Here is a 14388-nt window from a genome sequence, read left to right on the forward strand (position 1 = left end):
AAAACGCATTCAAAACACAGTAAAATCAATACTTTGGAAAATAACAAAAGATTCTGTCTTATTTTGTCGCTTTTTGTATACCATGCAATAAATTGCACGGTACGCAATTTATTGCATGCTATTTTTTGCACACTCATACTTTTCTAGCTTGTAATATAAATTTCGAACCGAAATTCCTAACGCTCTTGCTGTTTGTGTTTTATTTCCACCAAATCTCTCTAAATATTCATGAATGATATTCCCTTCAAACTCCGTCACTAAATGCTCAAGTGGCTTTTCTTCTAACTCAGGCAATAAATGAGCTTGTTTTGACTCCACTTGCTCTTCGTTATGTAATGGCGGTAAATGTTGTACATCAATATAGGTCTCGTTATAATTCATAAAGATAATAGCTCTCCCCAAAATATTTTCAAGTTCCCTCACATTCCCTGGCCATTCATATGATTGTAAATATGAAATAGCAGAATTAGTGAGCCCCTCTATATTTCGGCCATAATCTTGGTTGATTTTTTGAATTAATCTGTCTGCGATTGCCGGTATATCCCCTTTACGCTGACGAAGAGATGGGATTTGAATTGGAATTTTATTTAATCGATAATATAAATCCTCCCTAAACTTCCCTTCTAGAATGGCTTTTTCTAAATTCACGTGCGTCGCTGCAATTACTCTGACATTGATAGGGATCGCTTTCGTTCCACCAACTTTTACAATTTCTTTCTCTTGCAAAACGCGAAGGAGTTTCGCTTGCGTATTTGCAGATAGTTCCCCTATTTCATCTAAAAAGATGCTGCCGTTATTCGCTTCCTCAAAGAATCCACGTTTTCCCCCTCTTTTCGCGCCAGAAAACGCCCCTTCCTCATAACCAAACAATTCACTTTCTAACAACGTCTCCGAAATAGCTGCACAATTTACACGAACAAACTTATTATATTTCCGATTACTTCCATTATGGATAGCATGCGCAAACAATTCTTTACCTGTCCCTGACTCCCCGCGTAACAACACTGTTGCTGGTGTATTCGCCCCCAGTTTCGCCTGTTCAATAGCAGCCGTTGTTTCATCTGAATTTCCGACAATGTCATCAAATGAATATTTCGCTTCTAACGTTCGAATGATTTGCCTTGCTCTATTCAGTTCATTTGTTAATTTTTGAATTTCTGATACGTCGCGAATTACACCGACGCTCCCTTTCAATATTCCATCCACAATAACTGGTGCTACGTTTACAATTACATCTCGCTTTTTTTGTCCGATTTTCATATGTATGCCTCGTACCGCCCTACGCGTTCGAAGTACTTTCATATGCATACTTTCACCTTCTACAATATCAGTTGTAGCCGGCTTTCCAATAATGTCCTCTTCTGTTAAACCTGTTAATTTCGTATATGCAGGGTTAATTACTAACCCTCGACCTTTTTCATCCACGACCGAAATGGCTTCCTCAGACGAGTTAATAATCGCCTCAAGTAACGTTTGAATCTCCTTTAAATCTGTAACTTCTTCCGCAAGATCTACAACCTCTGTTATATCTTTAAAAATCGCAAATGCCCCTTGCACTTCTCCTCCCTCTTTTAATATTGGAATACGGGTTGTAATAATTTTCTTTCCATTCTCAAGCGTCAGTTCATAATTTACTTCTATTTGTTTCGTACGTATAATACGAAGCAACTTACTAGTCGGAATAACTTCTAAAATATATTTCCCTACCGCATCTTCTTTTTTATATCCGATAATACGTTCTGCACTTTTATTGAATAGGCGAACTTGTCCTTCTTGATCAATCACTATCATACCGTCATGCGTAGAGTTTAAAATTAAATCACCTTGCTGCGTTTGCTCTTCTAACTTTCCAATTAAATTTTCCTTCTCATGTGCTAATCTCGTAACAATTTTTGCAATATCACCTGGTATAAGAAGAGTATCTTTATGCTTTTTCTTTAATAAATCTTTATGTAAATCATCGTCACCTGTCATATCAAACATTACATCAATGTGCATAGAAAGAAACGGAGTCACACTCTCTCCAATTGCAATCCCGTATTCCTTTGCCATCTGTAACCCTTTTGCTATCGGATTTATATCAATAATCCCTATAATTTGAAATATATTCGAACTCTGTAACAGACGCAGCAGTGTACTACCACCTTCACCTGCACCAACAATTAAAACTTTTTGTTTCATATATTACACTTCCTCTCGGAGTATCTCTGCAAAATTTTTCACACCCTTATCTTACTCGTTCAGCCCCCTCTTGACAAACCCCCTTTTCATATAACATCATTAAAATAAACAAAATAATCTGAAAAGGAGCGTTTATATGCAGCGTTACCTTGCTCTATTATTAGCACTCATCCCTATTTCATTAGCTGTGTTTGGCATTAAGTTAATGAGAGATACCGTATTCGGGATTTTATTTCCTCCACTCTCTATACTATGGTTACAATTTTTAATCGGGGCTCTCTGCTTCGCGCTCGGATTTTATATCTTTGGTGGTTTCGTCTTACACCGAGATCGTAAACGAAATAAAGTACAAGCTCGCTTTCGAAGATAGGAAAGCCCTACTATTTACAAATAAAAAAATGAGACCGTTACAAGCGGTCTCATTTTTTTATTGGCAATAATGCTCTTGCCGTTTCAGGATAATCCGTAATAATCGCCGAAATATTCATATCAAAATATTTACGCATAAGTGTTTCTTCATTAATTGTATAGGGCCGAACCTCTACATCACTTTCCATCGTTAGTTCGGCAACAGCATCTTGAAGATAACGATAATTAGGATGCACTGCTGTAGCCCCCATTTTTTTTGCATATGCCCACGGACTATGCAAACCTTCGCGATATAAAATCGCTGTTTGAATATCTGGAGCCATCATATGACACCTTTTCATACTGTAATGATTAAATGAAGAAAATATAACACGATCTTCTAGATTAAATTTCCGTACAAGCGTTATAACTTCTTCTTCTAAACCTCTGTATGGAATTTTATTATTTTTAAGTTCAATATTAAGTAACAACTCTGTTTTTTCAATCCATTTTAACACCTCTTCTAAAAGAGGTATTTTACAAAATCCTACTTTATCACCAAATTTATAACTCGCATCTAATTTACATAAATCCTCATATACATAATTTCGAACCGCACCTTTTCCATTCGTTGTCCGATTCACTGTTTCATCATGAATGACGACAACCTTTCCGTCTTTCGTTAATTGAACATCCAGCTCAATTCCATCTGTCTTAAAAGATTCAGCTGCTTCAAATGAAATCATCGTATTTTCTGGGTATGTTCCCGCTGCACCACGATGCGCAAATATAAGAGTCATCCTCACTCCCCCAATCTTATGCTATACTATACGAAAAAGGAGGTACTTCTATGAGACCATTACAAATTTCTCCAGACACTGCAGTCCGCCTATCAAAAGCACTAGGTGTTCCACTTGAACAACTTATGCATATGCCGCAGCACATTTTAATTCAAAAGTTAGTTGAATTAGAAAAACAAAATAAAGACGAAGAATAATACAGTCCTGTTTCGCAGGACTTTTTATTATTTTCTATTATATCATGGATGGCTTCCTTGCTAAAATCCCTCATTGGATATACCATGATTCAATTTAACCTTCACTTCGAACATGTACAATAAAAAGACCAACGAATTCTAACATTCATTGGTCATTAATTAAAAAGTTCATTGGTTTTAAATTTACTATCGAGTATACATTTCAAGAATTATTAAGCTTTATTAAAACTTAAATCCCTTACTTCTTCTATTCTCAGCTAGCCTTATGTTCAAGTCTCAACTTATCCGCAACCATTGCGATGAACTCAGAGTTCGTAGGTTTTGCTTTTGACATAGATACTGTATAACCGAATAAGGACGAAATAGAATCGATATTCCCACGACTCCATGCTACTTCAATTGCGTGACGGATTGCACGCTCGACACGGCTTGCTGTTGTATTATATTTCTTCGCGATATCTGGATACAATACTTTCGTAATAGATCCCAGTAATTCGATGTCATTGTACACCATAGAAATTGCTTCCCTTAAGTACATGTACCCTTTAATATGAGCAGGCACACCAATTTCATGAATGATACTCGTAATGCTTGCATCTAAGTTTTTCGGTTTTCCATCTACTGTTGTTGCTGATCGGAAAGATGGCAGTGGACGTTTAATAGTAGCGTTCGCTTTACCGCTCACTTGACGAATATGACTCGTTAAATTCTCCATATCAAATGGTTTTAATATGAAATATGACGCACCTAAGTCAACTGCTTTTTTCGTCACATCTTCTTGTCCAAACGCTGTCAACATAATTACGCTAGGCTGTCTTAACCTTTCAATATGGCGCATTTTCTCTAGTACAGCTAACCCATCTAAATGTGGCATAATAATATCTAATACAAGTACATCCGGCTGCTTATCTTTTAATAAATTTAAACACTCTTGACCATTATAAGCAGTACCAATTACTTCCATATCCTCTTGAGCAGCTACATAACTCTCTAGCATTGATACTAATTCTTTATTATCATCCACAAGACATACTTTAATTTTCTCCACAGCTTTTCCTCCCTTACCGAATCGATTCTCCGACATGTGTATCCTTCTAGGCTACATGAATTGTTCGACAATTGTGTGAAAATTCCCTTTTAAAGTTTGTTACTTTCCGATAAAATCACAAAAAAATATGTTTATCGTTTAATTATTCCTTTTCGCAACACATTCCATCATAGAAAAACAACGAAACGTTCAACCCTTTCCTTTTATTTTACAACAAAAAACACCTCTTGCGGAGCTTTTACAAAATTTCAACGAATTTTTCAATAGAAAAACGAGCTAATTATTAATTAGCTCGCTTTTCTTTCTTGATCATAAATGTTAATTCCAGCCTCATGTAACATCCATTCAATATGAACACCATACCCGGATGTTGGATCATTTACAAATACATGTGTAACAGCACCAATTACTTTCCCGTTTTGTACAATAGGACTTCCGCTCATCCCTTGTACGATACCACCCGTTTTTGCTAATAAACGTTTGTCTGTCACTTTTATTACCATGCCTTTTGTTGCCGGAAACTTTTGCGGTACTGTACTCACAACTTCAATATCAAACGCTTCCACTTTATCTTGATCAATAACCGTTAATATTTTTGCCGGTCCTTCTTTTACTTGATGAGATAGTGCAATAGGCATCGCTTTATCCATTACGCCATTTGTCATATTTGTATTCAATTTGCCAAAAATACCAAATGGACTATTTATTGTAATATTGCCAATCACTTCACGATCAGGTGAGAACCTCGCTAATTTCTCCCCTGGATTCCCATGACTACCTCTTTCAATTGATGTAACTGTCGAACGCATAATTTGTCCATCTTCGACTTGAATCGGCTTTTTCGTATCATTATCAGAAATAACATGACCAAGTGCCCCATATTTCATAGAATCAGGATGAACAAATGTCATTGTTCCGATTCCAGCTGCCGAATCACGAATATATAAACCAATGCGATAAGACGATTCTCCACTGTCTTTTTGTGGTGTTAGTTTAGTGCGGATATGCTTTCCATCCCTTAGCAAAACGAGATTAAGCGGTTCGCCTGTTTCCCCACTATTATGAATAAATGGTGCTACATCACTCATTCTTTCAATTGTTTTACCATTAATTTCAGTAATCATATCTCCAATTTGCACACCAGCTGTTTCACCAGGAGATACTTTCCCTTTTTCAGTTTGAATTAAATGATGGCCTACAACAAGTACCCCTTTTGTGTTTAACTTTACACCAATTGATTGTCCACCTGGAATAACTTTGAAATCTTTTAATACTCTCACATTTACTTTTTTCACTGGAAAACCAGCAAGCTGAAACACCATATCTGCTTCACCATTTTGATGAGAATTTACCATAAGTCCTTGTTTTTGTTCATTTGAACTTACTGTAAACACATGACGATCTGTAGATGAAGCTTTAAATACTGGTAATGAAGCTATTTCTGATTGTTGTCCTTCAAAAACAACAAGTTGCTTCGGAGATGAAATAAACGTCCGAAGCGGTTTAAAACACCCAATAAAAACTAAAGAAACAAGGAGAAAAATACCTATTATTTTGCGAAATCTTTCTAATTTCAATTTGTTCACTCTCCTCGCTCCTACCCCACATTCAGCCTTTTGGCTTCACTTTTTAATCTCTCCTTGCAATGCTTTATTTATAACCGGAAGAATTAAGAAATCATCATTTGAGAAAAAAAGCTATCCATTACTGGATAGCCTCTGCTGTCTGTTTAAAATGATGCGCTTGCGTAAGTAATTCTTTCGCATGTTCTGTCGTTAAATCTGTAATTTCCACACCAGAAATCATTCGAGCTATTTCTGTTACTTTATCCTCCATAGTTAAAACGGTAACTGATGTAATTGTTCGATCATTTGCTACTTGTTTTCGAATAAATAAATGCGAATCCGCCATTGAAGCTACTTGAGGTAAGTGCGTAATACAAAGTACTTGTGAGTTTACTGATACTCGATAAATCTTTTCCGCAATAGCCTGTGCGACCCGGCCACTTACACCAGTATCCACTTCATCAAAAATAACAGATGCAACACCTTGATGCTTAGAAAAAATGCTTTTTAAAGCTAAAATAATACGGGATAACTCTCCGCCAGAAGCAACCTTTGAAAGTGGTTTTAGCGGCTCACCCGGATTTGTTGAAATATAAAATTCCACATGATCGTAACCATCCGCTGTAAGTCTTACCGGTGCTCCCTCCACGAGAGGCTCTTCTGCATTTCCTTCTCGCTTCATAATTCTCACTTCAAATTTTGTTTTTTCCATATATAATTCTTTTAATTCCTGATGAATGGCATTTGTAAGATGCTCTGCAAGTTCATGACGCATATTACTTAACAACGTTGCTTCTTTCAGAATAACACTTTCTAATTCCTTCAACTGTTTCTTCGTCGTTTCAATATGAACGTCTTTATTTTCAATCGTAAAAATTTCTTGTTCAATTTTATCAGCATACGCTAAAATCTCTTCTACAGTATTTCCATATTTTCTCTTTAGCATACGAATTTCATTTAAACGCGTTTCAATTTCATCTAAGCGATTCGGATCATATTCCATCATATCGAGCTTTTCTCTTAGTTGATAGGCAACTTCTTCTAATAAATAATAACTATTGGCAATGGAATCATGATTTTCTTGATACACTTCATCTAAATGTGTAATACTCTCCATTTGTCCCATTGCGCTTCGTACATTATCTAACCCTTGTCCGTCAGCACTTAACGAGCGATACGCATCCCCTAATGCTTTGTAAATTTTTTCGAAATTAGAAATTTGCAATCGTTCTTCAGTTAAGTCATTTTCTTCATCTATCTTTAAATCCGCTTTACGGATTTCTTCATGCTGAAATTGAATTAAATCTAAACGATGTGCCATTTGTTGTTCATTTTCACTTAACGATTTCAACTGTTTTTTTAATTTCTCATAGTCAGCATATACGTTTTGGTATATATCTAATTGTTTAACGATACGCTCTCCATCAAAATGATCGAGCATAAATAGATGACGTTCTTCATTCATTAAGTCTTGCGTTTCGTGTTGTCCATGAATATCAACAAGTGTTTTTCCAATTTCTTTTAATACACTAAGGGTAACTAGTTTTCCATTTACACGACATACACTTTTTCCGTTTGCAGCGATATCACGCTTCAAAATAATCATGCCGTCTTCTATTTCTATATCCAACTCTTCTGCTTTTTCAATACATGGATGCTTATCATCTTCCACATAAAATAGCCCCTCTATCTCAGCTTTTTCTGTTCCGTATCGAACAAATTCTGCTGAACCACGGCCACCTACAAGTAAACTAATCGCATCAATAATAATCGATTTTCCGGCCCCTGTTTCACCACTTAAAACCGTTAATCCTTTTTGAAAAGAAATATTTAATGCCTCAATAATAGCAAAGTTTCTAATCGATAATTCCGATAACAATGCCCCATTCACCTCGTTATAAACTAATCCCCTATGAAGGGCTTTTCTCAGTTCTTTATTCAAATAGTCATACTATATGTTTGTATGTATAAATTACTTTTCTAACCGCTCCATTGTACCAAACATTTGTTTTACGGGTCAATCCACCTATTTCCTAATTTTATTCAAAGAAAATATTATATTACAATTAAGAATTCACGTTTTTAACCAATAAAAATATCCTGTTCACTTTCCACTTTACAGAGGAAAGCAAACAAGATTTTTTATTACAGCATATTTAAGAAACGATCAGAGACAACACCTGTATCTTCAGGTGTACGGCAAATAATTAAGCAAGTGTCATCACCACAAATGGTTCCGATGATCTCATCCCACTCTAAATGATCAATAAGTGCTCCAAGTGAATGAGCGTTACCAGGCAATGTTTTTAGCACAAGCATATGTCCTGCCGTGTCTAATTTTACAAATGAATCCACTAGATTACGTTTTAATTTTTGTAACGGGTTAAATCGTTGATCTGCTGGCAAACTATATTTATAGCGACCATCATGTAATGGCACTTTCACTAAGTGCAATTCTTTAATATCGCGCGATACTGTTGCTTGCGTTACATTAAATCCCTCATTACGTAAAATATCAACTAATTCATCTTGTGTTTCAATTTCTTTGTTCGCAATAATTTCCCTGATTTTAATATGGCGCTGACCTTTATTCATACATTTGCACCTCACACTATCTCTTACCATAGTTTAAACATTGGTATACTTCACTTATTTATGTTAACTTATAATTCGTTACTTGTACACAATTGTTTTTACAATCATTATACAATTACAACAAAAAGAGGAACAACATATGTTATTCCCCTTTCCCTTTTTGTTTTAGGACATCATGTGCCTCTGTAACTACTTGCTCAACAGAAACTGGAGAATGATTTTCGCCATTCTCACGTTCACCATGCCATTTCAGATGAATTAAAAATTCAATATTACCATCCCCGCCCGTAATTGGTGAGAATGTTAAGCCTTCTACGTCGTATCCTTCTTTTATAGCAAAGTCGACAATCATTTCTACGACAGCCTCATGTACTTTTCGATCGCGAACGATACCCTTTTTACCAACTTGCTCTCTTCCAGCTTCAAACTGCGGTTTAATTAACGCTGCTACATCCCCATTCGGCATAAGCATTGTTTTTAAAACTGGCAATATAAGTTTTAATGATATAAACGAAACATCGATACTAGCAAATTGCGGTAAACCACGTTCTAAGTCTGCTGGTGTTACGTAACGGAAGTTCGTTCGTTCCATTACGACAACGCGCTCATCTTGACGCAATTTCCACGCAAGTTGATTGTACCCTACATCTAATGCATAAGATAATTTCGCTCCATTTTGAAGCGCGCAATCGGTAAAGCCACCAGTTGATGAACCAATATCTATCATAACTTTATCTTGTAAATCAAGATGAAATGTCTCTAATGCCTTTTCAAGTTTATAACCACCACGGCTTACATACGGCATAACTTGCCCCTTCACCGTAATCTCTGTATCTTGTGGGATTTTCTCCCCTGGCTTATCCAATCTCATCTCATTCGCATATACAAGGCCGGCCATAATGGCGCGTTTTGCTTTCTCACGTGTTTCTATAAGCCCTCGCTCTACTAATAGTACATCTACTCTTTCTTTTTTCGCACTCATTTGTTACGCCCTTTTTTGTTTTGATGGAATCATTGTATGAATTCGGTCTACAACAGCATCTGTCGTTAAACCGATTTCTTCTAATAATTTTGTTACACTACCGTGTTCTATGAAACGATCTGGAATACCCATTCGTTCAACTAACGCACTATGGTACCCGTTCTCAGACGCAAATTCAACTACTCCTGTTCCAAAACCACCAATTAAGCAAGCTTCTTCAATCGTTAAAATTGGTATATTTTTTCCTAAGAGATCATGTAAATATGCTTCATCCATTGGTTTAATGAAGCGAGCGTTCACTACTTTCACTGAAATACCAGCCTTTTCAAGACGCTCAGCCGCTTCCATTGCCATTGGTATTGTCGTACCAAATGTTAAAATAGCTGCTTGTGTACCTTCTTTTAACGTTTCCCATGAACCGATTGGAATCGCCTTTAATTCTTCATCCATATGAACGCCAAGTCCATTACCTCGCGCATAACGTAATGCGATTGGTCCATCTTCATATTGCATCGCCGTGTACACTAAATGTTGCCCTTCATTTTCATCTTTTGGCATCATAAGTACCATATTCGGCAAGTGGCGTAAGAATGAGATGTCAAATACACCTTGATGCGTTTCACCATCTGCTCCTACTAAACCAGAGCGATCAATTCCGATGAAAACATTTAAATTTTGGCGGCATATATCATGAACAACTTGGTCATAAGCTCTTTGTAAAAATGTTGAATAAATAGCTAAGAATGGTTTCATACCTTGCGTTGCCATACCCGCTGCCATTGTTGTAGCATGCTGTTCTGCAATACCTACATCAATCATACGATCTGGGAATTCTTTTTGGAATTTCTCAAGTTTCGATCCAACAGGCATTGCAGGTGTAATTGCAACGATACGCTCATCCGTTCTCGCTAACTTAAGTACTGTTTCACTAACAACAGCACTCCATGCTGGTGCAACTTCTTTCGGTTTAACGAAGTCACCTGATTCAATTTTATAAGGTCCTGTTCCATGCCAAGTGCCAATAACATCACTCTCAGCTGGTTTGTAACCTTTTCCTTTTTTCGTAATAACATGAACAAGCACTGGGCCTTTTGTTTTCTTTGCATATTGCAACGTTTCGAATAACTTTTCATAATCATGTCCATCGACTGGACCTAAATATGTAAAGCCTAACTCTTCGAAAAAGACACCAGATACTAGTAAATATTTAAGACTATCTTTTATTTTCTCTGCTGTCGCAGCAACTTTCCCACCGACAGCTGGGATTTTCTTCAAAATATACTCTAGCTCATCTTTTACCCAATGGTATTTTCCTGCGGTACGTAGACGTCCAAGCACATTATGAAGCGCACCAACGTTTGGCGCAATTGACATTTCATTATCATTCAAAATAACAATCATGTCTGTTTTTTCATGTCCAATATGGTTCAATGCCTCTAAAGCCATTCCGCCCGTTAAAGCGCCATCACCAATGATTGGTATAACATATTCTTTCGTTTTCTTTAAATCACGTGCTAGAGCCATTCCCATTGCAGCAGATAATGATGTCGAGCTATGGCCAGTTTCCCATACATCGTGCTCACTCTCACAACGTTTTGGGAAACCACATAGACCTTGATATTGCCTTAATGTGCCGAATTCTTTTGCACGTCCAGTTAAAATTTTATGTACATAGGATTGATGTCCTACATCCCATAAAAATTTATCTTTCGGACTATCAAATAATTTATGCAGAGCAATTGTGAGTTCTACTACACCTAAATTAGGCGCAATATGTCCACCTGTTTGAGAGAGCTCTTCAATTAAAAACTTACGAATATCCTCACTCAATCCCTCTAGTTCACTGATAGACATCTCTTTCAAAAAACTAGGGTTTTGAATTTGCGTTAGATCCACATGGATCACTCACTTTCATTTCATAATCTGTCAACATGTCAAATATTATAAAAAACATTTACACAAAACAAGAAATTCTCTTTTTTTATTTTTCACCTTGTCCTGCTATTAACCAGTCTATTGCGCCCTAATCTTATTATAAACCATATTTCTTTAGGCGATGAAAAAAATAGCCGCTAACACGAAGTGATAACGGCAATGTAATCTACATATATTTTTGCCAATAACAAGAAAAGAAAAACCTTTTCCTACATTTATATCATAAAATGATGAATGACTCAACAAATGAAAACGCTGTTATATTAGTTATTACGTTTTGCAATCAAATCGCAAATAGATAGTAAATATTCATCTTGTAATTGCAAGGAACTAATAGCATCTTTTGCTTTTGCAATCGTTTCTTCTAAAATATCCTTTGCTCTATCTACAGTAAATAACGTCGTATATGTGCTCTTTTCGTTAGAAACATCACTACCAATCGGTTTTCCAATCTCTTCTTCGGTTCCTTCCACATCTAAAATATCATCTCGGATTTGGAAAGCTAGGCCGATATATTTCGCAAACTCAAGTAATTTTTCTTCCTGTTCTTCTGTCGCATCAGACAGTATCGACCCTGCAAGTACAGCGAATTCAAGTAGTTTTCCAGTCTTATGCTTATGAATATACTCTAGCTCATCGATTGTAAGCTGTTTCCCTTCCGCTTCCATATCTGCCACTTGTCCGCCAACCATTCCTTCTGGCCCTGCCGCTTTTGCAAGCTCAAGTACAAGTCTTACTTTTTTCTCAGCAGAGATTTCCTTTTGTTCATATGCCATAATAACTTGAAAAGCATATGTCAACAAACCATCTCCTGCTAAAACTGCCATCGCTTCACCAAATACTTTATGATTTGTGGGCTTCCCTCTTCTTAAATCATCATCATCCATACAAGGTAAATCATCATGAACTAACGAGTATGTATGTATCATTTCAAGAGCACAAGCTGCACCTACACCAAGATTTTTTTCTTTACCAAACGCTTGTAATGTTGCAAATAAAAGTAACGGGCGGAGACGCTTTCCACCCGCTTCCAAAGAATATGCCATCGCTTCACGAAGTACATTTGGACATTGTAATTCATTTGCATAGCTTACAAGCTTCTCTTCTACGAAAGTTTTACTTTCTTTCAAAAAAGTATCAAAAGCAATTGTCACTATGCTTCATCTCCTAAAGCAGTAAACGGTTCAAGCTCTCCATCTTCCCCAAGAATAACTGCCATTTGTTCTTGTACGTTCTTCAACTTCTCATCACACAGCTTAGATAATTCCATACCCTCTTTAAAATAAGAAATTGCTTCTTCTAAAGGTACGTCACCTTGCTCTAATTTAGAAACGAGGTGCTCAAGTTGCGAAATTGCCTCTTCAAAGCTTAATTTATTTTCCATTATTCAATTCACGCTCCTCTATTCCTGATACGCTACAATCTAATATTCCATCTTGTAATTGAACTGAAACAGCATCTCCAAGGCTAACATCTTTCACACTTTTTAACACTTGCTTCTCTTCATCATATACAAGCCCGTACCCTCTCATCATTACTTTAAGCGGACTTAGCGCTTCAAGTTTTTGAGCAGCTCTTACAAAGGCAAATTCTTTCGTTTGGAGTAACGTTTGCATTTCACGTTGCAATTGCTTTTGCAATGTTTCAACTGCTACCTTTGTTTGCATAATTTTTTGAGATGGGTGGTGCTTCTCTAAATAAAATGAAAGCTGTTTTAACTGATTTACCTTTTTATCAATATAGCGCTCTTTCGCTAACACAAGCTGTTCTAACGCTCTATCCAATTGCTCTTCTTTTTGCTCATATACTTGTCTTGGATAACGGAACGCATAAGATTTTTGCAATACTTGTAGTTTTTCTTCTTTTTTATGTACTAACTCTCTCATTGCTCTTTGCAACCTTAGAGTTCTTTGTAATACCTTTTCTTGTAACTCGATAATATTAGGCGCTGCCAGCTCAGCCGCTGCAGTTGGTGTTGGTGCTCTTAAATCGGCAACAAAATCCGCAATTGTAAAGTCTGTTTCATGGCCTACTGCTGAAATAATAGGAATCTCACTCTTGAAAATAGCTCTTGCAACCATTTCTTCGTTAAACGCCCACAATTCCTCAATAGAACCTCCACCGCGCCCAACGATTAGGACATCTATCCCTTCCATTTCATTCGCTGTACGGATCGCTTGTACAATTGAGGGAGCTGCTGACTCCCCCTGTACAAGTACTGGAAACACAATAACATTTCCAATTGGATAACGACGTTTAATCGTTGTTATAATATCACGAATCGCTGCTCCTGTTGGTGACGTAATCACACCTATTGTTTTCGCATAAGGAGGGATTGTTTTTTTATAAACTTGAGAAAACAATCCTTCTTCCTCTAAACGAACCTTTAATTGTTCGTAAGCTAAATGCAGGTTTCCGACTCCGTCAGGCTGCATGTCTTGAATATAAATTTGATAAGAACCACTCGCCTCGTAAACAGAGATTTTCCCTTTCACGAGTACCTTCATCCCATTTTCAGGTCTGAATTTAATATTACGATTATGACCCGCAAACATAACCGCTGCGATTCTTGCATTTTCATCTTTCAATGTAAAATACATGTGGCCACGGCTATGATTTTTAAAGTTGGAAATTTCACCTTTTAACCAAACAGACTGTAAATGCGGATCATATTCTATTTTTGTTTTTATATAGCGTGTTAACGCTGTAACGGTTAAATATTGTTTCTCCATTTCTC

13 protein-coding genes are annotated in these 14388 nt (G+C 36.7%); 2 read left to right on the forward strand and 11 right to left on the reverse strand.

All coding sequences use genetic code 11. The features are described 5' to 3' along the window. Positions 1-108 precede the first annotated feature (108 nt). Positions 109-2181, reverse strand: coding sequence for a sigma-54 interaction domain-containing protein (locus tag ACTT1L_RS07390; protein WP_000811008.1), 2073 nt, complete (start codon positions 2179-2181; stop codon positions 109-111). Positions 2182-2317: 136 nt separating this feature from the next. Here ACTT1L_RS07390 and ACTT1L_RS07395 point away from each other — a divergent pair, with 136 nt between their 5' ends. Continuing rightward, the gene (locus ACTT1L_RS07395) at positions 2318-2551 is read left to right on the forward strand and encodes a DUF2627 domain-containing protein (protein ID WP_001190187.1); all 234 of its coding nucleotides are present in this window, start codon (positions 2318-2320) and stop codon (positions 2549-2551) included. A 49-nt stretch (positions 2552-2600) separates the two neighbouring features. Here ACTT1L_RS07395 and ACTT1L_RS07400 read toward each other — a convergent pair whose 3' ends face one another. Continuing rightward, the gene (locus ACTT1L_RS07400) at positions 2601-3329 is read right to left on the reverse strand and encodes a glycerophosphodiester phosphodiesterase (protein WP_000172565.1); all 729 of its coding nucleotides are present in this window, start codon (positions 3327-3329) and stop codon (positions 2601-2603) included. A 50-nt stretch (positions 3330-3379) separates the two neighbouring features. On the opposite strand from ACTT1L_RS07400, the gene ACTT1L_RS07405 reads away from it, so the two are divergent. Then, positions 3380-3526, forward strand: coding sequence for a YycC family protein (locus ACTT1L_RS07405; protein WP_001247671.1), 147 nt, complete (start codon positions 3380-3382; stop codon positions 3524-3526). 253 nt (positions 3527-3779) lie between these two features. Here the strand turns inward: ACTT1L_RS07405 and spo0A are convergent, their stop codons facing one another. The 9 genes from spo0A to xseA all read right to left on the reverse strand — a co-directional run bounded on the left by spo0A (position 3780) and on the right by xseA (position 14383). Continuing rightward, positions 3780-4574: a sporulation transcription factor Spo0A gene (gene spo0A, locus ACTT1L_RS07410; RefSeq protein ID WP_014297988.1), complete on the reverse strand. Its 795-nt coding sequence runs from the start codon at positions 4572-4574 to the stop codon at positions 3780-3782. Positions 4575-4861: 287 nt separating this feature from the next. Beyond that, the gene (gene spoIVB, locus ACTT1L_RS07415; protein WP_002028467.1) at positions 4862-6160 is read right to left on the reverse strand and encodes a SpoIVB peptidase; all 1299 of its coding nucleotides are present in this window, start codon (positions 6158-6160) and stop codon (positions 4862-4864) included. Positions 6161-6278: 118 nt separating this feature from the next. Beyond that, complete coding sequence (gene recN, locus ACTT1L_RS07420; RefSeq protein WP_000947749.1) at positions 6279-8018, reverse strand: DNA repair protein RecN; 1740 nt, start codon at positions 8016-8018, stop codon at positions 6279-6281. Between the two features lie 266 nt (positions 8019-8284). Further along, positions 8285-8734, reverse strand: a complete 450-nt coding sequence (gene argR / locus ACTT1L_RS07425) for an arginine repressor ArgR (protein WP_001032581.1) — start codon at positions 8732-8734, stop codon at positions 8285-8287. A gap of 142 nt (positions 8735-8876) precedes the next feature. Next, positions 8877-9716, reverse strand: coding sequence for a TlyA family rRNA (cytidine-2'-O)-methyltransferase (locus tag ACTT1L_RS07430; protein ID WP_001274742.1), 840 nt, complete (start codon positions 9714-9716; stop codon positions 8877-8879). Positions 9717-9719: 3 nt separating this feature from the next. Beyond that, complete coding sequence (gene dxs / locus ACTT1L_RS07435; RefSeq protein ID WP_000366458.1) at positions 9720-11612, reverse strand: 1-deoxy-D-xylulose-5-phosphate synthase; 1893 nt, start codon at positions 11610-11612, stop codon at positions 9720-9722. Between the two features lie 302 nt (positions 11613-11914). Further along, complete coding sequence (gene ispA, locus ACTT1L_RS07440; RefSeq protein WP_000150360.1) at positions 11915-12805, reverse strand: (2E,6E)-farnesyl diphosphate synthase; 891 nt, start codon at positions 12803-12805, stop codon at positions 11915-11917. Next, the gene (xseB, locus tag ACTT1L_RS07445; protein WP_000428423.1) at positions 12805-13035 is read right to left on the reverse strand and encodes an exodeoxyribonuclease VII small subunit; all 231 of its coding nucleotides are present in this window, start codon (positions 13033-13035) and stop codon (positions 12805-12807) included. Before xseB ends, ispA begins: the two co-directional genes overlap by 1 nt. Beyond that, entirely contained in the window at positions 13025-14383 is a 1359-nt protein-coding gene (gene xseA, locus ACTT1L_RS07450) for an exodeoxyribonuclease VII large subunit (protein WP_000415266.1), read from the reverse strand. The genes xseB and xseA overlap by 11 nt, the downstream gene beginning before the upstream one ends. Positions 14384-14388: the final 5 nt, after the last annotated feature.

The sequence above is a fragment of the Bacillus sp. FH genome (assembly GCF_052216825.1).
GTDB lineage: Bacteria > Bacillota > Bacilli > Bacillales > Bacillaceae_G > Bacillus_A > Bacillus_A paranthracis.